The organism is Rhizobium sp. BK049 (assembly GCF_014193135.1).
Lineage (GTDB): Bacteria > Pseudomonadota > Alphaproteobacteria > Rhizobiales > Rhizobiaceae > Rhizobium.
On record NZ_JACHYV010000028.1, the window covers coordinates 49549 to 67419 of the forward strand.

22 protein-coding genes and 1 other RNA gene are annotated in these 17871 nt (G+C 62.1%); 13 read left to right on the top strand and 10 right to left on the bottom strand.

The features are described from left to right. The first annotated feature begins 346 nt into the window (after positions 1–346). From recF to FHT70_RS24775, 3 genes are all read left to right on the top strand, one after another. Complete coding sequence (gene recF, locus FHT70_RS24765; RefSeq protein WP_183705470.1) at positions 347–1471, top strand: DNA replication/repair protein RecF; 1125 nt, start codon at positions 347–349, stop codon at positions 1469–1471. A gap of 62 nt (positions 1472–1533) precedes the next feature. Beyond that, positions 1534–2301, top strand: a complete 768-nt coding sequence (locus tag FHT70_RS24770; RefSeq protein WP_183705508.1) for a molybdopterin-synthase adenylyltransferase MoeB — start codon at positions 1534–1536, stop codon at positions 2299–2301. After that, entirely contained in the window at positions 2298–2771 is a 474-nt protein-coding gene (locus FHT70_RS24775) for a GNAT family N-acetyltransferase (RefSeq protein WP_183705471.1), read from the top strand. Before FHT70_RS24770 ends, FHT70_RS24775 begins: the two co-directional genes overlap by 4 nt. 6 nt (positions 2772–2777) lie before the next feature. Here FHT70_RS24775 and FHT70_RS24780 read toward each other — a convergent pair whose 3' ends face one another. Then, positions 2778–3779: a D-glycerate dehydrogenase gene (locus FHT70_RS24780; RefSeq protein ID WP_097600442.1), complete on the bottom strand. Its 1002-nt coding sequence runs from the start codon at positions 3777–3779 to the stop codon at positions 2778–2780. Between the two features lie 184 nt (positions 3780–3963). On the opposite strand from FHT70_RS24780, the gene FHT70_RS24785 reads away from it, so the two are divergent. After that, positions 3964–4503, top strand: a complete 540-nt coding sequence (locus FHT70_RS24785) for an SH3 domain-containing protein (protein WP_011423530.1) — start codon at positions 3964–3966, stop codon at positions 4501–4503. Here FHT70_RS24785 and FHT70_RS24790 read toward each other — a convergent pair. Continuing rightward, positions 4496–5488, bottom strand: a complete 993-nt coding sequence (locus tag FHT70_RS24790) for an adenosine kinase (RefSeq protein ID WP_097600443.1) — start codon at positions 5486–5488, stop codon at positions 4496–4498. The two genes, FHT70_RS24785 and FHT70_RS24790, sit on opposite strands and share 8 nt — an antisense overlap. 35 nt (positions 5489–5523) lie before the next feature. Between FHT70_RS24790 and FHT70_RS24795 the strand changes: the two genes are divergently transcribed. After that, the gene (locus FHT70_RS24795) at positions 5524–5751 is read left to right on the top strand and encodes a hypothetical protein (protein WP_183705472.1); all 228 of its coding nucleotides are present in this window, start codon (positions 5524–5526) and stop codon (positions 5749–5751) included. Between the two features lie 245 nt (positions 5752–5996). Beyond that, the gene (locus tag FHT70_RS24800) at positions 5997–6944 is read left to right on the top strand and encodes an AEC family transporter (RefSeq protein ID WP_183705474.1); all 948 of its coding nucleotides are present in this window, start codon (positions 5997–5999) and stop codon (positions 6942–6944) included. 72 nt (positions 6945–7016) lie between these two features. Here FHT70_RS24800 and FHT70_RS24805 read toward each other — a convergent pair whose 3' ends face one another. Next, a complete protein-coding gene (locus tag FHT70_RS24805) occupies positions 7017–7580 on the bottom strand; it encodes a cytochrome c family protein (RefSeq protein ID WP_085776528.1) in 564 nt (187 codons plus the stop codon). 153 nt (positions 7581–7733) lie between these two features. Here FHT70_RS24805 and FHT70_RS24810 point away from each other — a divergent pair, with 153 nt between their 5' ends. Then, positions 7734–8489 carry a 3-deoxy-manno-octulosonate cytidylyltransferase gene (locus FHT70_RS24810; protein ID WP_064800235.1) on the top strand — a complete coding sequence of 252 codons (756 nt, stop codon included), beginning with the start codon at positions 7734–7736 and terminating at the stop codon, positions 8487–8489. A 10-nt stretch (positions 8490–8499) separates the two neighbouring features. After that, positions 8500–9354 (top strand): prephenate dehydratase, encoded by an 855-nt coding sequence (locus tag FHT70_RS24815; RefSeq protein WP_097600445.1) that lies wholly within the window; start codon positions 8500–8502, stop codon positions 9352–9354. A gap of 19 nt (positions 9355–9373) precedes the next feature. On the opposite strand, the gene FHT70_RS24820 is transcribed toward FHT70_RS24815, so the two are convergent. The 5 genes from FHT70_RS24820 to FHT70_RS24840 form a co-directional block, all read right to left on the bottom strand. Beyond that, positions 9374–9742, bottom strand: a complete 369-nt coding sequence (locus FHT70_RS24820) for a VOC family protein (protein WP_085776525.1) — start codon at positions 9740–9742, stop codon at positions 9374–9376. Positions 9743–9872: 130 nt separating this feature from the next. Further along, the gene (locus tag FHT70_RS24825; protein WP_097600495.1) at positions 9873–10133 is read right to left on the bottom strand and encodes a hypothetical protein; all 261 of its coding nucleotides are present in this window, start codon (positions 10131–10133) and stop codon (positions 9873–9875) included. Positions 10134–10276: 143 nt separating this feature from the next. Further along, complete coding sequence (locus FHT70_RS24830) at positions 10277–10972, bottom strand: YafY family protein (RefSeq protein WP_183705476.1); 696 nt, start codon at positions 10970–10972, stop codon at positions 10277–10279. Positions 10973–10976: 4 nt separating this feature from the next. Then, positions 10977–11936: an NAD(+) diphosphatase gene (gene nudC / locus FHT70_RS24835; protein ID WP_183705478.1), complete on the bottom strand. Its 960-nt coding sequence runs from the start codon at positions 11934–11936 to the stop codon at positions 10977–10979. Further along, positions 11933–12343, bottom strand: coding sequence for an HIT family protein (locus FHT70_RS24840; RefSeq protein WP_183705480.1), 411 nt, complete (start codon positions 12341–12343; stop codon positions 11933–11935). The genes nudC and FHT70_RS24840 overlap by 4 nt, the downstream gene beginning before the upstream one ends. A gap of 89 nt (positions 12344–12432) precedes the next feature. Here FHT70_RS24840 and ffs point away from each other — a divergent pair. The 3 genes from ffs (at position 12433) to FHT70_RS24855 (ending at position 14786) form a co-directional block, all read left to right on the top strand. Beyond that, positions 12433–12529, top strand: an RNA gene (gene ffs, locus FHT70_RS24845) — signal recognition particle sRNA small type. Positions 12530–12574: 45 nt separating this feature from the next. After that, positions 12575–14440, top strand: coding sequence for a DNA polymerase III subunit gamma/tau (locus FHT70_RS24850; protein ID WP_183705482.1), 1866 nt, complete (start codon positions 12575–12577; stop codon positions 14438–14440). 22 nt (positions 14441–14462) lie between these two features. Continuing rightward, positions 14463–14786 carry a YbaB/EbfC family nucleoid-associated protein gene (locus FHT70_RS24855; RefSeq protein ID WP_004676719.1) on the top strand — a complete coding sequence of 108 codons (324 nt, stop codon included), beginning with the start codon at positions 14463–14465 and terminating at the stop codon, positions 14784–14786. 90 nt (positions 14787–14876) lie between these two features. Here the strand turns inward: FHT70_RS24855 and FHT70_RS24860 are convergent, their stop codons facing one another. Next, complete coding sequence (locus FHT70_RS24860) at positions 14877–15488, bottom strand: MOSC domain-containing protein (protein ID WP_183705484.1); 612 nt, start codon at positions 15486–15488, stop codon at positions 14877–14879. A gap of 57 nt (positions 15489–15545) precedes the next feature. On the opposite strand from FHT70_RS24860, the gene recR reads away from it, so the two are divergent. Beyond that, complete coding sequence (gene recR / locus FHT70_RS24865; protein WP_183705486.1) at positions 15546–16151, top strand: recombination mediator RecR; 606 nt, start codon at positions 15546–15548, stop codon at positions 16149–16151. A gap of 11 nt (positions 16152–16162) precedes the next feature. After that, the gene (locus tag FHT70_RS24870; RefSeq protein ID WP_183705488.1) at positions 16163–17401 is read left to right on the top strand and encodes a lytic murein transglycosylase; all 1239 of its coding nucleotides are present in this window, start codon (positions 16163–16165) and stop codon (positions 17399–17401) included. A gap of 6 nt (positions 17402–17407) precedes the next feature. Here the strand turns inward: FHT70_RS24870 and FHT70_RS24875 are convergent, their stop codons facing one another. Then, positions 17408–17863, bottom strand: coding sequence for a GNAT family N-acetyltransferase (locus tag FHT70_RS24875; protein ID WP_183705490.1), 456 nt, complete (start codon positions 17861–17863; stop codon positions 17408–17410). Positions 17864–17871 lie beyond the last annotated feature (8 nt).

A 17871-nucleotide genomic window follows, 5' to 3' on the forward strand; every position in this document is an offset into this window, starting at 1 on the left:
ATATCGTTTTCCCGGGATAACGCAACCCGGCAGTTGCAAAATTCAACCGACTTTTTCTGGGCATTACGTTACGTCAGCAGCCATCGAGGAAAGTCGCAGAAGCCCTGCTATACAGGCTATCCGAGAACCCCGACGGTGACCGTCGTCGGTGAGGACTCCCAATGTCGGAGGCCTCTGATGCGGTTGTATTTTTCCAGAATTTAGGAAAACGGTACCGAAAAGTTCCAGAATCGATCGTGTTTGCGATGCTTCTGGTAAAGTGCGCGCGATCCGCGGCGCGAAGCGGCGCGCTTGCCAACCGCGCCGCTTCGGCTTAGCTGTCACGCTTCACGAACCCGGATACGCAATGCCGCATAAGGTTTCTCTTTCCCGTCTGAAGCTGACAGACTTCCGCAATTATGCCGCCGCGAGCCTTAGTCTCGATGGTCGGCATGCCGTGTTGACCGGAGACAATGGCGCCGGCAAGACCAATCTCATGGAGGCGGTCTCGCTGCTTTCGCCCGGCCGCGGTCTGCGCCGAGCCGCCTATCGCGACATTACCCGCGTCGGCGCGGCCGGCGGCTTTTCGATCTTCGCGGCGCTTGACGGCATGGAGGGCGAAGTCGAGATCGGAACCGGCATAGAAACGGGCGAGGACACCACAGCCCGCCGGCTTCGGATCAACGGCACCCCGGCTAAAACCGCCGACGAGCTGACCGATCATCTGCGTCTTCTCTGGCTGACACCGGCGATGGACGGGCTCTTCACCGGCGCCTCCGCCGACCGCCGACGCTTTCTCGACCGCCTGGTGCTGTCGCTCGATCCCGCCCACGGCCGCCGCGCGAGCGATTTCGAGCACGCCATGCGCAGCCGCAACAAGCTGCTGGACGAAGGTCGCTTCGACCGTTCCTGGCTTGCCGGTATCGAAGAACAGATGGCTAGCCTGGGCATCGCCATGGCGCTCGCCCGCCAGGAGATGCTCGGCCTCTTGACCCGGCTGACCGAGGAAACACTGGAGAGTTCGCCTTTCCCGTCAGCCTCGCTGCAGCTCTCAGGCTTCATGGACGGCCAGTTCTCGCGGCCATCGGTCGACCTCGAGGACGACTACGCGGCGATGCTCGCCGAGAGCCGTTACCGCGATGCCGGCGCAGGGCGCACGCTGGAGGGGCCGCACCGGACCGACCTCATCGTACACCACCGCGAAAAGGCGATGGAGGCGGAGCGGTGTTCCACCGGCGAGCAGAAAGCACTGCTTGTCGGCTTGGTGCTTGCCCATGCGCGACTCGTCGGCAATCTCACCGGTCATGCGCCGATCCTGCTGCTCGACGAGATCGCTGCGCATCTCGACGAGAACAGGCGCGCCGCGCTGTTCGACCTTATCGACGGACTGGGAGGTCAGGCCTTCATGACCGGAACGGATCGGGGAATGTTCTCGGCCCTCGGCGACAGGGCGCAGTTCTTTACGGTTGCGGACGGAAGGGTGTTCGGATGAGTGAGACAGCTTTTCCCGATGTCGCTTTTGCCGATGTCGGCGGCCATGCTACGATCGCCGCCATGGAACCTCTCAGCCCCGATGAAATCGCCCGGTATCAACGCCATATCCTGCTCCCCGAAATCGGCGGCGCAGGCCAGCAGAAACTCAAAGCCGCCCGTGTGCTGGTGATCGGCGCCGGGGGGCTCGGTGCGCCGATCCTGCAATATCTCGCCGCCGCCGGTATCGGCACGCTCGGCATCGTCGACGACGACCGGGTGTCGCTGTCCAATCTGCAGCGCCAAGTGATCCATGATTCCGGCACGATCGGCGAGCTGAAAACCGAAAGCGCCGCCTTGGCAATTGCCAGGCTCAACCTGCATGTCCGGCTCGTCCTCTTCGAGGAACGCTTTTCTCGCGAGACTGCCCGGCGTCAATTACCCGGCTTCGATTTCCTGATCGACGGCTCCGACAATTTCGATACGCGTTATGCCGCGGCCGATGCGGCGGAGGAAGCACGTATCCCGCTCGTCACCGGCGCCGTCGGTCGTTTCGACGGTTCACTGACCGTGCTAAAACCTTATGAGACGGCCGAGGACGGAGCGCCCAACCCAGCCTATCGCGACCTGTTTCCCGAGGCGCCTCCGGCGGGGCTGATTCCCAGCTGCGCTGAAGCCGGCATTATCGGCGCGCTCACCGGCGTCATCGGCACGATGATGGCGATGGAGGCGATCAAGCTCATCACCGGCGCCGGCGAACCGCTGATCGGGCGGCTGCTGCTTTACGACGCACTCTCGGCCCGGTTCGAAACCGTACGCTATAAGCGCCGCCGCGCCAGGCAGGCCGGATGAGGATTATCCGCCTCGACCAGAACTTCACGCGCTGGGACGAACTGCTCGCCCTCATCCTCACGGCCTTCGCTTCGATGAATGGCAGGATCGATCCGCCATCCTCGGCGCTCGGTCTCACGGCGGAAACGCTGGCAGCAAAGGCTGAGGCCGAGATCGGCCATGTCGTCATCGACGATGGCAAACTGACCGGCTGCCTGTTTCTGCGGCCGGAGGCCGATTGTCTCTATGTCGGCAAGCTCGCCGTTTTGCCGGCAGTGCAGGGCAAGGGCCTCGGCAGGCGTTTGCTGGCAGTTGCCGAGGAGACGGCTGCAGAATTCGGCCTTGCCGCCCTGCGGCTGGAGACACGCATCGAGCTTACCGACAATCACGCCGTCTTTGCCGCATGGGGATTTTCCAGAACTGCCGAGAAGGCGCATCCCGGTTTCACCAGGACGACCTTCGTCGAGATGCGGAAGAGCCTTATACGCTGACGCGCATCAGCGGCCAGGCAGCACCCGATTCGGCGGTCTGTGGCCGTCGATGAAGGTGCGAATATTGATGATGACCTTGTCGCCCATGTCGATCCGGCCTTCGATCGTCGCCGAGCTCATATGCGGCAGCAGCACGACCTTGCCCTCATTGGCGAGCTTGACGAGCTTCGGATTGACGGCAGGCTCGTTCTCGAAGACGTCGAGGCCGGCGCCGGCGATCTTGCCCTCCCTCAGGCATTTGATCAGCTGGGTTTCATCGACGACGTCGCCGCGCGCCGTATTGACGAGATAGGCAGTCGGCTGCAGCAGCGCCAGGCGGCGCGCCGAAATCAGGTGAAAGGTCGCCGGTGTCGAGGGGCAGTTGATCGAGACGATGTCGACGCGGGCCAGCATCTGGTCAAGACTTTCCCAATAGGTTGCCTCCAACTCGTCCTCGACGGCCGGATTGACGCGCTTGCGGTTGTGGTAGTGAATCGAAAGACCAAAAGACTTGGCGCGGCGGGCCACCGCCGTGCCTATTCGCCCCATGCCGACGATGCCGATCCGCTTGCCGTGAATGCGCCGGCCGAGCATCCAGGTGGGAGACCAGCCGGCCCACTCGCCCGGCTTGTCGGTCAGGACCCGCGCCCCTTCGCCGAGCCGCCTCGGAACCGCGAGAATCAGTGCCATCGTCATATCGGCAGTGTCCTCGGTCAGGACGTTCGGCGTGTTGGTGACGGTGATGCCCTTGCGCGCCGCCGCCTCGACGTCGATGTGGTCGGTGCCGTTGGAGAAGCTGGCAATCAGCTTCATCTGCGGTCCCGCCTCATCGATCAGCGCCGCATCGATGCGATCGGTGACGGTCGGCACCAGCACGTCGGCGGTCCGGACAGCGGCGACAAGTTCGGGAATGGAGCGCGGCGTGTCATCGATGTTCAGCTCGGCATCGAAGAGCTCCCGCATTCGGGTTTCGACGGCATCCGGCAGCTTGCGGGTGATGTAGACCTTCGGTTTTTTCTTCGCTGTCATGGCTGCCTGCGGTGCCTTGTTCAGAGGTCTTTAACCAAGAGGGGTGATAATTTTCCCGTTCCGGGCAATTTCTACCAGACCCGCACGCGAAGACAAACAAAACTCGTGGTGCAGCCGTGGAATGTAAAAGCCCGGACCGCGCGCAGGCCGTGCCTGGCGCGAATTCGAGCAAACGGAAGCCTCCATGCGCAGCAAAGTCCTGAAGTCCTGCCTCGCCCTTGCGATCGCTCTGGCCGCATCCATGGGAACCTTAGAATTTGCTCATGCGCAGGCGGCCAAGGGGCCGAGCGGCCTGCCATTGCCGCGCTTCGTCACATTGAAATCGAAGCGCGTCAACCTGCGCATCGGCCCGGGAACGGACTTCGCCGTATCGTGGATGTATCTGAAATCCGGCCTTCCGGTGGAGATCATCCAGGAATACGACAATTGGCGCCGCATCCGCGATGCCGATGGTACTGAAGGCTGGGTCAACCAGTCGCTGCTATCGGGCCAGCGCGCAGCGATCGCCGCGCCCTGGATGAAGACGAAGGGCAAGGGCGTCTATGTCAATCTGCGCCGTGAGGCGCAGCCCTCCGCCTCGATCGTCGCCAAGCTGGAACCCGGCGTGATGCTGACGATCGGCGAATGCAACGGCGATTGGTGCCACGCAGAAACCGACGGCGCCGCGGGCTGGGTGGCGCAGTCGGAAATCTGGGGCGCCTATCCCGGCGAAGCCTTCAAATAAGCCCCGCCTGTTTGGCGGCCTCGGAAAGGGAGGTCATCGGGCGCGGGCCGATCTGCTGGATGACAATGCCGGCAGCCAGGCAGCCGAGCTTGCCGCAATCCTCGAGGGACCGTCCCTGCGTGTAGCCATAGAGGAAGCCGGAGGCAAACAGGTCGCCGGCACCCGTCGTATCCACAACCTCCCGGATCCTGATCGCATCGACGTAATAACGCTCCCGGCCCTTCAGGATGACGGCGCCGTTCTCGCTCATCGTCACGGCGGCGATCTTGCAGTCCGCGGCGATCCTGTTCAGCGCCTCTTCGAAATCGTCGGTCTCGTAAAGCGACAGCGCCTCCTGGCGATTGGCAAAGACGATATCGACCTTGCCGGAGCGCATCAGATCGAGGAACTCGCCGCGGTACCGATCGACGCAGAAACTGTCGGATAGCGTCATCGACATTTCCCGGCCGTTTTCATGGGCGATGCGGGCGCAGTCGAGAATCGCCTCCTTGGCGCGCGGCGGATCCCACAGATAACCTTCGAAATAGGTGACCTTGGCATCGGCAACGACATCGGCCTCGACATCCTCAGGACCGAGTTCGACGCAGGCGCCGAGATAGGTATTCATCGAACGCTCGCCATCCTCGGTGACGAAGATCATCGAACGCGCGGTCGGCGGGAAGGTGCCCTTCGGCTTCGTCTGGTAGTGAACGCCCTGGGCGCGGATGTCGTGGGTGAAGATGTCCCCGAGCTGATCTGCAGCGACATTGCCGAAATAGGCCGCCCTGCCGCCGAGGTTGGCAACGCCCGCCGCCGTGTTGCCGGCGCTGCCGCCGGAGGCTTCGAGAGCCGGTCCCATGCGCGAATACAAGAGTTCGGCGCGTTCGGCGTCGATGAGGTTCATCGCCGCCTTGGTGATCTGGTTGTCAATGAGGAACTGGTCGTTGCAGCGGGCGATGATATCCACGATTGCGTTGCCGACCGTCAGAACATCGAATCTTGTCATGAAATGGGAGGTCCCGGATTTGTGATAGCCGGGGTTTGGTCTTAGCGAAATTTCTGGGGTTTGGAAGGACAAATGGCGGATGGCGCATCTATTTCTTAGCAAAAGTGCCGCTTGTTCGTCATGCCCCTGTCATCTTCGAAATCTACAAATATTCGCAGGAAGACCGGCATGAGCAGCTTTCAGTTGCAGCCGGGCGCCCGAGGGATGATCCCTTCGATCTTACCGGCGCGATGCTGACCACGGATGAACTGGCAGCTTCGTGATCCCTCCGGCAAGGCCGGAGCGGAAAAGCGGGCTTTGCCCGCTTTTTTTTGCTTTGCGGAGAGCTCCGCGGCCGGATCGGGCGGCGCTTGCCTTTTGCTGATCGAGCGCCGTGCGTCCGTTCGGGCGCACAAAGGAGGCTCTCACTCTTTAAATCTGCGCATCGGGCTTACCGAAAATCGATTCCGATTTTCGCGCCGATGCTGTAGAGGTCGGATACTCCCCTCCCCGCAGAGCATCCCGCCTCATGTCAGCCATCATTCTCGACGTCCTTCCTATCTTCATCCTGATCCTCATCGGCTGGGTGATCGTTCGCAGCGGTCTGATGGCATCGAATGTCGGCGACGCGCTCAGCGAATTCGTCTTCAAGATCGCCGTGCCGCTTCTGCTCTTCCGCACCATCGCCGAAGCGGATTTCCACGGCGCCTCCCCTTTCCGGCTCTGGATCGTCTATTTCTCCGGCGTCGCCATCACCTGGACGGCCGGGCATATCGCCGCCACACGGCTTTTCGGCCGCGACGAACGGATCGGCGTACTTGCCGGGGTGTCCTCAGCCTTCGCCAACAACGTCTTCATCGGGCTGCCGCTCGTTCAGCGGACCATCGGCGACGAAGGGCTCGTGGCGTTGTCGATCCTGCTTGCCGTGCATCTGCCTGTCATGATGGTCGCCGGCACAGTGCTGATGGAGCACGCGGAGCGCAAGATCGCCGGCAAAAGCGACCGCAGCATGGTGTTCGTGCTTCGCCAGATCGCCATCAATCTCATACGCAATCCGTTGGTGATCGGGCTTGCGGCCGGCATGGCCATGCACCTTTCCGGCCTTACCATGACAGCGACGCTGGCGACGGTCGTCAATCAGATCGCCGGCATTGCCGGTCCGGCGGCGCTGATCTCGCTCGGCATGGCGCTGGAGAGATACGGCGTCTCCGGCAATTTCGGCATTGCCAGCGTCACCTCGAGCTTAAAGCTGCTGCTGCTGCCCGGTTGCGTCTGGGCGGCGAGCCATCTCCTCGGCCTCAGCCCTGAATGGACGGCAGCAATCGTGCTGACCTCGTCGGTGCCGACAGGCGTCAACGCCTGGCTGATCGCCAACCGGTTCGGCGTCGGTCACAGCCTCGCCGCCTCGACGATCACGGTGACAACGGCGCTCGGCGCCATCACGGTCTCGCTCTGGGCTTATTTCCTGGGCGCCTGAGCGGGTCTCGGCATAATAAGAAAAGCCCGGCTTGCGAGCCGGGCTTTTCCATGAATGCGATCATCGTGCCGTTCACTGCGTGGCCGTTTTCGGATCCGGAAGCGGCACCGGCGAATCAGCGAGCGTGTGCAGGTAGAGGATGACGTTGGCGCGATCCTGATCCTTCGCCAGACCGGCGAAGCCCATCGCGGTGCCTGGAACGTCCTTCTTCGGCGCCAGCAGGAACTTGTTGAGGTTCTCGAAAGTCCACTTCTCGCTGCCGCCCTTGGAGAAATCCTTCATCGCAGCGGAATAGGCAAAGCCCTCATGCGAGGCGATCGGGCGATCTACGACACCGAAGAGGTTCGGACCGACCTTGTTCGGTCCGCCTTTGGTGCCGTCATGACAGGCCTGACACTTCTTGAAGATCGCTTCACCGGCCTTGGCATCTGCAGAAGCGAGCAACTGGGCGATCGGAACGGCAGCGGCCGGCGCAGCTTCGCCGCCGGCGGCAGGCGCCTCTTCGGCAACGATCGCGAAACCTTCCTTCTCCGGCGCTTCGGAATGGAAGATCCCCTCGGACGCGATGGAGACCGACATCAGAACGAAAATCGTTCCGAGCAGTGCCCCCACGGCCGTATTGACGTATGAATTCATCTGCAATGCTCCCCTTGCAGCCGGCAGACCAGAACCGGACCATCTTGAAATCGCGCGGAACCTATGTCTTTTGACTGTTCGTTGCAACTGTCTAAATGGTCTTATGCGTGAGACTTTTTGACACTTTTCAGCCCGGAATAGAAGGCCCGAACCATGCGTGATTCAAATTTCGACGACGTGCTCGTATTGATCCCGGCACGGATGGCCTCCACCCGGCTTCCGGGCAAGCCGCTCGCGGATATTTGCGGACTGCCGATGATCGTGCAGGTGGCCATGCGCGCAAAAGAAGCCGAAATCGGCCGCGTCGTCGTCGCCGTCGACGATCCGCAAGTGTTCGATACGGTGGCCGCCGCCGGTTTCGAAGTCGTCATGACCAGCAAGGATCATCAATCCGGCTCGGACCGCATCTTCGAGGCGTTGAAGAAGGTTGATCCGGACGGCAAGGCGAAGTTCATCGTCAACGTCCAGGGCGACCTGCCGACGATCGAGCCGGAAACGGTGCGGGCGGCCTTGCGCCCCCTCGAGAACGAAGCGGTCGATATCGGCACGCTCACCATCGAAATCGACAACGAGGAGGACAAGACTGCGCCGCACATCGTCAAGGTCATTGGCTCGCCGATTTCTGACACCCGCCTGCGCGGCCTCTACTTCACGCGCGCAACGGCGCCCTACGGCAAGGGGCCGCTGTACCATCATATCGGCCTCTATGCCTATCGGCGCGCAGCGCTCGAACGGTTCGTGTCGCTCGGCCCGTCGACGCTTGAAAAGCGCGAATCGCTGGAGCAGTTGCGGGCACTGGAGGCCGGCATGCGCATAGATGCCGAGATCGTTGACACGGTTCCGCTCGGTGTCGATACTCCGGCCGACCTCGAAAAAGCGCGGCGAATCCTCTCTGCACGGCAGAACTGACGGGACTATCATGAACATCAAGACCAACAGGATCGCCTTCCAGGGCGAATTCGGCGCCAATTCCGACATGGCCTGCCGCGACATGTTTCCGACAATGGAGCCGCTGCCCTGCCAGACTTTCGAGGATGCCTTCACGGCAGTCGACAATGGCGACGCCGATATCGCAATGATCCCGATCGAGAACACCATTGCCGGACGCGTCGCCGACATCCATCATCTGCTGCCGGAATCGCGGCTGCATATCATCGGCGAATATTTCATGCCGATCCGCTTTCAGCTGATGGTTCTGCCCGGGGTCACCAAGGATGAGATCCGCACCGTCCACAGCCATATCCACGCCCTCGGACAGTGCCGCAAGATTGTGCGCGCTCACGGCTGGAAGCCTGTCATCGCCGGCGATACGGCCGGGGCGGCAAAACTCGTGAAGGAAACCGGCGATCGCTCGATGGCGGCGCTTGCTCCGCGCCTTGCCGCTGATCTCTACGGGCTGGAGATCGTCGCCGAGAATGTCGAGGATACGGAAAACAACGTCACCCGTTTCGTGATCCTGTCGCGCGATGAGGAATGGGCGCAACGCACTTCGGCTGAGGAAAAGGTCGTCACCACCTTCGTCTTCAACGTTCGCAACATTCCGGCTGCGCTCTACAAGGCGCTCGGCGGGTTTGCGACGAACAACATCAACATGACGAAGCTTGAAAGCTATCAGCTCGGCGGAAAATTCGTGGCGACGCAATTCTACGCCGATATCGAGGGCCATCCGAACGATCCGAACGTTCGCCGAGCATTGGAGGAGCTGCGTTTCTTCTCCGAAAAGGTGCGCATCCTCGGGGTCTACAAGGGGCATGTGATGCGAGGCCTGCTTTAACAGGCCTCGCGCTCGCTCATTATTTATCCGGCTCGCATACGCGGAGCCGATGCCCGTCCGGGTCAAGCACGACGAAGGTCGGGCCGAAATCGAGTTCAGTCAGTTCCTGGGCAATCGGCAGGCCACGCTGACGCCAATCATCATATTGCCTGGCGACGGCATTTTCTCCCGCCAGCATGAAGGCCACTTCGCCTCGATTGCCGATGGCCGAGGGCTGCGGCTCGACCTTGCTGCGCCGCCAGAGACCAAGGGTGAAGCCGCCATCGAGCGGGAAGGCGACGAAATTCGGCGCTTCGACGGCCGGCTCGCGGTTCAGGAGGTTCCGGTAGAAGCTCGCGCTCTCTGCCGGATCCTTGACATAGAGAATTATCAGATTGGGGCTGGTCATTTCGGTTCTCCCGTTGCTGTAAGTTGGGTCCGCGAGATCTCCTGCTGCCAATTTATGGCAGGAGGAAACAAAGGGCGCTGCGAAGGCAACGCCCGTTCTCGGCAAGTGGATGAGTTGGACAATCAGATGTTTAGAGCGGGAACCGGTCCTGGAGGCGCGGGTTGCGCCCATCCATGAAACCGAGGTCGCGCTTGCGGGAATCCGGTATGGCTTCGATATCGAGTTTCGAGCGGTTGCCCTCGGAGATCCGGAAAAAGCTCATAGCCAGGCGCAGTAGGCCGGAGCCTGCCGACTGCCGGACGTCGGCAAAGGTTTCGGCCGAAATGATATCGGCAAAGCTGTCGGAGGCAAAGCGATCGCCGGCCTGTTGAATGACTGGAGGCGTTACCATCATCAGTACTCCTTCCCAAGCGCATCGGCACGACGCGCTAAACCTGGATGTCACAGCGTCCTTGCGCGTCCGAAGACGCGCGGCGCTGTAGTGAAGTGAGACTGATAATAGCTCTCCCTGCTGACAGTTTATGGCAGCAGCGTTCAGGTCTCCAGCGGCACGTCCTGCGTCTCGCGCCACTCCTTTAGGAGCGCTGTGCGGCGACGGGGATAACGCATCTCATGGACCGCCATGTCGATGATGCGATCGGTGCGGAAATGGCGGAAATCCTGGCGCAGTTCGCACCAGGCCATGATGATGCGCACATGCTCGAAATAGCCGAGCGCGAAGGGCCAGACACGGCGACGGGAGATACGGCCCTGCTCGTCGCCGTAATGCAGTTCGAGCACGCGCTCCAGACGGATCGCCTTGCGGATAGCCGAAACATCGGCCCTGTCCTCGTCCTGGCGCTTGCGGCCGACGAAGAGTGTCGCCGAATCGACCATGTCACGCATGTCGGCCGGCAGCACGGCGACGATCTTGGCGAGCGCATCGGCGCCGGCGCCGGCAAGGCGCGGCTCGGCCGCGCGGGCCACCCAGCGCGAACCGAGCACCAAGGCTTCCAGCTCTTCTTCGGAAAACATCATCGGCGGCAGCATGAAGCCGGGCTTCAGCACATAGCCGATGCCCGCTTCGCCTTCGATCATCGCGCCCTGGGCCTGCAGGCTGGCAATATCGCGATAGAGCGTGCGAAGGCTGACGCCGGTTTCCTGGGCAAGAACAATTCCGGTCACCGGCCGCCGATAACGCCGAAGCGTCTGCAGCAGCGTCAGCAGCCGTTCCGAGCGGGCGACCGGCATGGTGTTACCGCTTCCACTCCGCCCAGTCGCGCATCAGGCGGTGGGCGATCGCCCCTTTCGGCGGAGAGGCCTTGCCCGTCGCACTCGGGCGTTCCAGCATCTCGATTGTTTCCTCGCGGGTGAACCAGCGGCAATCCTCGAGTTCGGTCTCGTCGCGCGTAATTTCGGTCGATTTGGCCTCAGCGTAACAGCCGATCATCAGCGAATGCGGCATCGGCCAGGGCTGCGAGGCATGATAGCGGATGCGGCCGGTGCGGATGCCCGATTCCTCCAGCGTTTCGCGGCGCACGGCATTCTCGATGGTCTCGCCGGGTTCAACGAAGCCGGCAAGACAGGAATACATTCCGGGCGCAAAATGCGGGCTGCGGCCAAGCAGGCAGAGGCCGCGCTGCTCATCGATCGTCAGCATGATGACGACGGGGTCGGTTCGAGGGAAGATCATGTGTTCGCAGGCGGTGCAGACGCGCTTGTAGCCGCCGATATGAATCTCCATCGCCGCGCCGCAACGACCGCAAAAGCGGTTGTCGCCATTCCAGCGGATGAGGCTTGCGGCCTGGGCGAATTCGCCGAGCAAGACTTCGTCGATCAGCATCTCGCGAAACAGCGTGCGGCCGTCGGCCGGCTTGTATTGGCTGGCAAGGTCCTCGACGTCGATGCCGACGGGAACGGCAAGGCGCGGCTCGCCTGATTTGCGGTAGCCGAGCAGCACAGTCTCGTCCCAATCCGGCTGCAATTCCTGCAGTTCGTAACGGGCGAACAGCGGATCGAGCACCTGGCCGTCATGTTTCAGCACCAGCTTGTCCCGGGCGAATGCGAAGATATGGGTACCGTCCTTTGCCAGCGCCCTTTCGACGGAATGTTCGTCGCGGTGTTCTGAATCGCGATTGAGGTCGTTGGCGGCAAAGGCAGTGAGATTGCTGGGTTCCGGATGGGGCACATCCGAATCGAAAAGCGAATGGTTCATGATGAAAGGGCTTCCCGCAGCTTTGCTGTGAATTCGTCTCTCCTTGCGTCCTCGTAAGGCTCAGCGCGCCCGAAACCCCAAACGGGACCCGGCCAGTTGGCGTCGCCTTCGAAGCGGGCAACGACATGAACATGAAGCTGGCGGACGATATTGCCAAGAGCCCCGATATTGATTTTTGTCGCGCCGGTGATGTCTTTCAAGGCCTTGGCGACAAGCTCCGTCTCGAAGGCGAGCAGCACCTGATCGAGCGGCGTCAACTCGAAGATTTCGGTAATTCCAGCCCGGCGCGGGACCAGAATGAGCCACGGCCAGCGGGCATCCTTGGATAATCTGAGATCACAGAGCCCAGTGACCATGACGCTGACGCTGTCGTTTTCCAGCCGGGGGTCGAGCACAAAACCGTCCAAGGGACATTCCTCCTGTCTTTTCCTAGGACTAGCAGTTTTTTTGGATGTTGGCTTGCTTTTGATGACGATATTGCCGATATGTGCATCCGGGAGGTTGGTGGTGGACGAGCCACTCGCCAACCGGGTCAGGTCCGGAAGGAAGCAGCCCTAACGAGCCCGGCACGGGTCATCGTGCCAGCCTCCCACCTTCTCTCCACGAAATGCTCGACAATTCGGGCGACAAGCAGGGCGATGAGCGATACCGAGCGACAATCAAAAGATGCCGCCTCGACGGGCACCGGATACCGGGTGCTGGCTCGCAAATACCGCCCCAAGGATTTCACGGACCTGATGGTCGGCCAGGAGCCGATGGTCCGCACGCTCACCAACGCCTTCGAGACCGGCCGCATTGCCCAGGCGTATATGCTGACCGGCGTGCGCGGCGTCGGCAAGACGACGACGGCGCGCATCCTGGCGCGCGCGCTGAATTATAAGACGGCTGATATCGACAAGCCGACGATCGACCTGCGCGTGCCTGGCGAACATTGCCAGGCGATCATGGAAGGCCGGCATGTCGACGTGATCGAAATGGATGCCGCCTCGCATACCGGCATCGACGATATAAGAGAAATCATCGAGCAGGTGCGCTACCGGCCGGTTTCGGCGCGCTACAAGGTCTATATCATCGACGAAGTGCACATGCTGTCGACCCAGGCCTTCAACGGCCTGCTGAAGACGCTGGAAGAGCCGCCGGAGCATGTGAAGTTCATCTTCGCCACCACCGAGATCCGCAAGGTGCCGATCACCGTGCTGTCGCGCTGCCAGCGCTTCGACCTGCGTCGCATCAGCGCGTCGGATCTCGTCGGGCTGTTTTCGACAATAGCAGCCAAGGAGGGCATCGAGGCGGAACCGGACGCGCTGGCGATGATCGCGCGCGCCGCCGAAGGCTCTGCCCGCGACGGCCTGTCGCTGCTCGACCAGGCGATCGCCCATGGCGCAGGCGCCGTGCAGGCGGAAGCGGTGCGCGGCATGCTCGGCCTTGCCGACCGCGCCCGGATCGTCGATCTCTTTCAGCAAGTCGTCAAAGGCGATGTCGCCGGTGCACTCGGCGAGTTCCAGAGCCAGTACGAGGCCGGCGCCAATCCGGTGGTCGTGCTGACCGATCTTGCCGATTTCACCCATCTGGTGACGCGACTGAAATATGTGCCCGATGCGGCAAACGACCCTTCTCTGAGCGAGATCGAGCGCACCAAGGCGGCGGAATTCGCTAGGGGTGTTGCGGTGACGACGCTGTCGCGCATCTGGCAGATGCTGCTGAAGGGCATTCCCGAAGCGGAAGGCTCGTCGCGCACGGCGGGTGCAGCCGAAATGGTGCTGATCCGGCTCGCGCACGCGGCGCATCTGCCGGCGCCCGAGGATGCGGCGCGGCGGCTTGCCGAATTCTCAAGCGACAATGCCGGCCAGCGGCCCTCCTCGCCCTCGGGCAATGGCGGCGGCAACGGGACGCGGGTTCCCTATCAGAGCAGCGTTGCCGCACGCGCGACGGAGCCGACACCACGGCCGCAGCCCTCGGGGCCGACCGCGATGCTGCGCGCCGTGCCTAATCCGGAGCCGCAGAATATCGGTCGTACCGAGGCAAAGCCCGCAGAGGCTCCGAAGCCCCTCGTGCGTGTCAATTCCATCGCCGATATCGTCGAGCTTGCGGCCGAGAAGCGCGACGTCAAATTAAAGGCGCTGGTGCGCAACTTCGTGCGGCCGGTGCGGCTTGAGCCCGGCCGGCTTGATGTGAACCTCACCGAAGGCGCGCCGAATACGCTGCTCAACGAGCTCGCCGTCAAACTCAAGGAATGGACCGGAATCCATTGGATCGTCAGCACCAGCCGCGAAGAAGGCGGGCCGACGATGGTGGAGGCAGAGGCCAAGGCGCAGGAACAGCGCGTCAGCGATGCGCGTCAGGATCCCGATGTCGCGGCAATCCTGGCGCATTTCCCCGGCGCCAAGATTATCGACGTGCGCGTGCGGGCGCCCGAACCGGAGGAGGAAGGCGAGTTGAAGCCGCCGGCTGCCGCCGAATCCGAGGAAGGTGACATCCTGCCCGGCGACGACATAGAATTTTGACGTTTCAACAAGGAGCGAGACGATGCGCGACATCATGGGCATGATGGGCAAAGTCAAGGAAATGCAGGCCAAGATGGAGCAGATGCAGGCGGAGATCGCCGAGCTGACGGCCGAAGGCAAGGCGGGCGGCGGACTCGTCACCGTCGTCATTTCAGGCAAGGGCGAACTCAAGAGCCTGAAGATCGACCCCTCGCTGTTCAAGGAAGACGACGTCGAGATCCTCGAGGACCTGATCGTTGCCGCTCACAAGGACGCCAAGGACAAGGCCGAGGCGCTCGCCGCCGAAAAGACCAAGGCGCTGACCGCCGGTCTGCCGATCCCGCCCGGCTTCAAGCTGCCGTTTTGATAGCAGGCAATTGGCCTTCTTTTTGACTGCAGTTCCGATAGCCGATGCGGCTATCGGGCCGGCGATCCCCACAGAACGCCGTTCTTAACGCTACGCTTCTAGCGCCGCCCGTAGCTTATAGTGAATGGGAGCGGCGAGATATCGCGACCGGTCCGCCTCCGAAAGCCGTTGGCCGAATGTTTTCATAAGCTCCGGCATCGTCACCCTCTCTCCGGAAAAGGGATGATACTCGACCGTCACTCCGGCCTCGACCACGCCGACTCTGACGACGCGGCAGTAAATGCCGGGGCGGGCGGCCACCGTATAGCGCTTGACGAATTTCGGATCGGCCATCCTGGCCGCAAAGGTGGCGCAGGGAATGCGGCAGGCGGTGGCCTCAAGAATAAGATCGCCTGCTATGAACCGGTCGCCGACGGCGACGTCGCGGTTGTCGAGGCCTGAGATCACCATGTTTTCGCCAAAGGTGCCGGGTTCATGCGGCCGGCCAAGCTCCCTGCTCCACCAGTCGAGCGTCAGCGATCCCTCGACATAAACCGCCTGATCGACACCGCCATGATGCTTGCGGTTGCAGATGGCATCGCCGACCAGCCCTTCGGCATCGATCATCACGGCGCCGTTGACGGCATGTTTGAAAGTACCGGTCTTGTAGCTCTTGCCGGCCAGCTTCTCCGCATTGCCGATGCACAGCGCCAGGATTTTCATGGGACGGCCGATCCTTCCGCGATTCCGTTTTCGTTCCATATCAGTTAAGAACGGCGCATGGCAAAACGAGTCACCGGCCCCGAAATCGAAAAACTCATCCAGCTTCTGGCGAAGGTGCCGGGCCTCGGGCCGCGCTCGGCGCGCCGGGCAGCACTGCATCTGATCAAGAAGAAGGACCAGTTGCTCGGGCCACTGTCGAACGCGATGGGCGAAGCCTATGACAAGGTGAAGATCTGCTCGCGCTGCGGCAATGTCGATACAACAGACCCTTGCACCGTCTGCATCGATACGCAGCGCGATCAATCCGTCATCATCGTCGTCGAGGACGTTTCGGACCTCTGGGCGCTGGAGCGGGCCGGCGCGATGAACGCCGCCTATCACGTGCTTGGCGGCACGCTGTCGCCGCTCGACGGGATCGGGCCCGACGATCTCAATATTCGCGGACTGATCGACCGGATCGGCGAAGGCGGCATCCGGGAACTGATCATCGCTGTCAACGCCACCGTCGAGGGGCAGACGACGGCGCATTACATTACCGACCAATTGCAGGGGCTCGACGTGAAGATTACGCGATTGGCGCATGGCGTGCCTGTGGGCGGCGAGCTCGACTATCTCGATGAGGGCACGCTGGCGGCGGCGCTGCGGGCGCGGACGGTGATATGAGGGGGTTGCATATGCTGCGAATATTCGCGCTCGCCATAACAGCCGCGCTCCTCCCCCTCACCTCCCACGCAGCCCCTTCCAAAGCCGATGTCGAGGCACAATTCCAAAAATGGGTGCAGAGCGACCTCTGGCCTGAAGCAAAAGCGGGCGGTGTTTCCGAGAAGACCTTCAAGGCCGCTTTCTCAGGCATCACGCTGAACTGGAACCTGCCGGATCTCGCCCCGCCCGGTTTCCCGCCGCCGAAGGAGCAGAAGCAGACGCAGGCTGAATTTTCCTCGCCCGGTCCCTATTTCAACGAAGACCGGCTGAAGAAGCTCGCAGCGACAGGGCGCGGCTTTGCGGCGCAGTATGGCTCGACGCTGAAACGGATCGAAAAGACTTATGGCGTGCCGGGCTCGATCGTGCTTGCCATCTGGGGCCGCGAGACCGGCTTCGGGGCAGCGAAGATCCCGGAATCGGCGATGGAAGTGCTGGCGACCAAGGCCTTCATGTCGACGCGCAAGGAGATGTTCCGAACCGAGCTGGTGGCGGCACTGCATATTCTCGACGGCGGCGACGTCACGCCTGCCGACTTCAAGGGCTCGTGGGCCGGGGCGCTCGGACAGCCGCAATTCATGCCGACGAGTTATCTGAAATATGCCGTGGATTTCGACGGCGACGGCCACCGCAACATCTGGACCTCGGTGCCGGATACGCTCGCCTCGATCGCCAACTATCTGGTCAAGAAGGGCTGGCAGCGCGATCGCGACTGGGGCTTCGAGGTGTCGATACCCGAAGCGGTCTCCTGCGCGCAGGAGGGGCCTGATCTGGCAAAACCGCTTTCGCACTGGGCCTCGCTCGGCATCGAGCGCATCTCCGGCAAGGCCTTTCCCTCAGGTGAGATGAAGGCTCAAGGGATGATGCTGGTGCCGGCCGGCCGCGACGGCCCGGAATTCATCGTCACGCCGAATTTCTATATCATCAAGGAGTATAACAACTCCGACCTCTACGCGCTTTATATCGGCAATCTCGCCGACCGGATCGCCTCGAACGGCGGCGCCTTCGAGGGCCAATGGGGCGATGTCGGCAAGATGCTGCGTTCGGATGTGGCCGCCATGCAGAAGGCGCTGGAGCGGCAGGGTTATGACGTCGGCGGCACCGACGGACTGCCGGGCTACAAGACGCGGCGCTCGATCGGCCAGTGGCAAGCAAAGAACGGCATGAAGCCGACATGCTTTCCCGAAGCCGGCATGAAGGGCAAGCTGAAGTAGCCGGATTCACAGGTTGCGTTTCAGTCCTTCGTGGCTGACGACGAAACCGAGCTTCTCGTAGAAGCGGATCGACTCTTTCCGTGTCTTGTCCGATGTCAGCTGCACGAGGCCGCAGCCGCGCTCGACGCATTGGGCGACCGCCCATTCGATGAATTGCGCGCCGAGCCCCGCTCCGCGACACTCTCTTGCGATACGCACGCTTTCGATCTGCCCGCGCCACATACCCGTCCGGGAGAGGCCGGGAAGAAAGCTCAGCTGCAGGCAGCCGACGACCTGGTCGGAGGCGTCGGTTACGACAGCCAGCAACTGGTTGGCGTCCGCCTCGATCGCCGCGAAGGCCGAAAGATAACGCGCATCGACGGGATCGGAGACGATTTCCCTGGCGGCGCCGAGATCGTCATCGGCGAGAAGCCTTACGATGGCTGCGAGATCGGATAGACGGGCGAGCCTGAAACTGTACATGGCTGCTC

Coding starts and splice junctions, on each gene's coding strand:
- recF (WP_183705470.1), top strand. CDS start 347: ATGCCGCATAAGGTTTCTCTTTCCCGTCTGAAGCTGACAGACTTCCGC.
- FHT70_RS24770 (WP_183705508.1), top strand. CDS start 1,534: ATGGAACCTCTCAGCCCCGATGAAATCGCCCGGTATCAACGCCATATC.
- FHT70_RS24775 (WP_183705471.1), top strand. CDS start 2,298: ATGAGGATTATCCGCCTCGACCAGAACTTCACGCGCTGGGACGAACTG.
- FHT70_RS24780 (WP_097600442.1), bottom strand. CDS start 3,779: ATGACAGCGAAGAAAAAACCGAAGGTCTACATCACCCGCAAGCTGCCG.
- FHT70_RS24785 (WP_011423530.1), top strand. CDS start 3,964: ATGCGCAGCAAAGTCCTGAAGTCCTGCCTCGCCCTTGCGATCGCTCTG.
- FHT70_RS24790 (WP_097600443.1), bottom strand. CDS start 5,488: ATGACAAGATTCGATGTTCTGACGGTCGGCAACGCAATCGTGGATATC.
- FHT70_RS24800 (WP_183705474.1), top strand. CDS start 5,997: ATGTCAGCCATCATTCTCGACGTCCTTCCTATCTTCATCCTGATCCTC.
- FHT70_RS24805 (WP_085776528.1), bottom strand. CDS start 7,580: ATGAATTCATACGTCAATACGGCCGTGGGGGCACTGCTCGGAACGATT.
- FHT70_RS24810 (WP_064800235.1), top strand. CDS start 7,734: ATGCGTGATTCAAATTTCGACGACGTGCTCGTATTGATCCCGGCACGG.
- FHT70_RS24815 (WP_097600445.1), top strand. CDS start 8,500: ATGAACATCAAGACCAACAGGATCGCCTTCCAGGGCGAATTCGGCGCC.
- FHT70_RS24820 (WP_085776525.1), bottom strand. CDS start 9,742: ATGACCAGCCCCAATCTGATAATTCTCTATGTCAAGGATCCGGCAGAG.
- FHT70_RS24825 (WP_097600495.1), bottom strand. CDS start 10,133: ATGGTAACGCCTCCAGTCATTCAACAGGCCGGCGATCGCTTTGCCTCC.
- FHT70_RS24830 (WP_183705476.1), bottom strand. CDS start 10,972: ATGCCGGTCGCCCGCTCGGAACGGCTGCTGACGCTGCTGCAGACGCTT.
- nudC (WP_183705478.1), bottom strand. CDS start 11,936: ATGAACCATTCGCTTTTCGATTCGGATGTGCCCCATCCGGAACCCAGC.
- FHT70_RS24850 (WP_183705482.1), top strand. CDS start 12,575: ATGAGCGATACCGAGCGACAATCAAAAGATGCCGCCTCGACGGGCACC.
- FHT70_RS24855 (WP_004676719.1), top strand. CDS start 14,463: ATGCGCGACATCATGGGCATGATGGGCAAAGTCAAGGAAATGCAGGCC.
- FHT70_RS24860 (WP_183705484.1), bottom strand. CDS start 15,488: ATGAAAATCCTGGCGCTGTGCATCGGCAATGCGGAGAAGCTGGCCGGC.
- recR (WP_183705486.1), top strand. CDS start 15,546: ATGGCAAAACGAGTCACCGGCCCCGAAATCGAAAAACTCATCCAGCTT.
- FHT70_RS24870 (WP_183705488.1), top strand. CDS start 16,163: ATGCTGCGAATATTCGCGCTCGCCATAACAGCCGCGCTCCTCCCCCTC.
- FHT70_RS24875 (WP_183705490.1), bottom strand. CDS start 17,863: ATGTACAGTTTCAGGCTCGCCCGTCTATCCGATCTCGCAGCCATCGTA.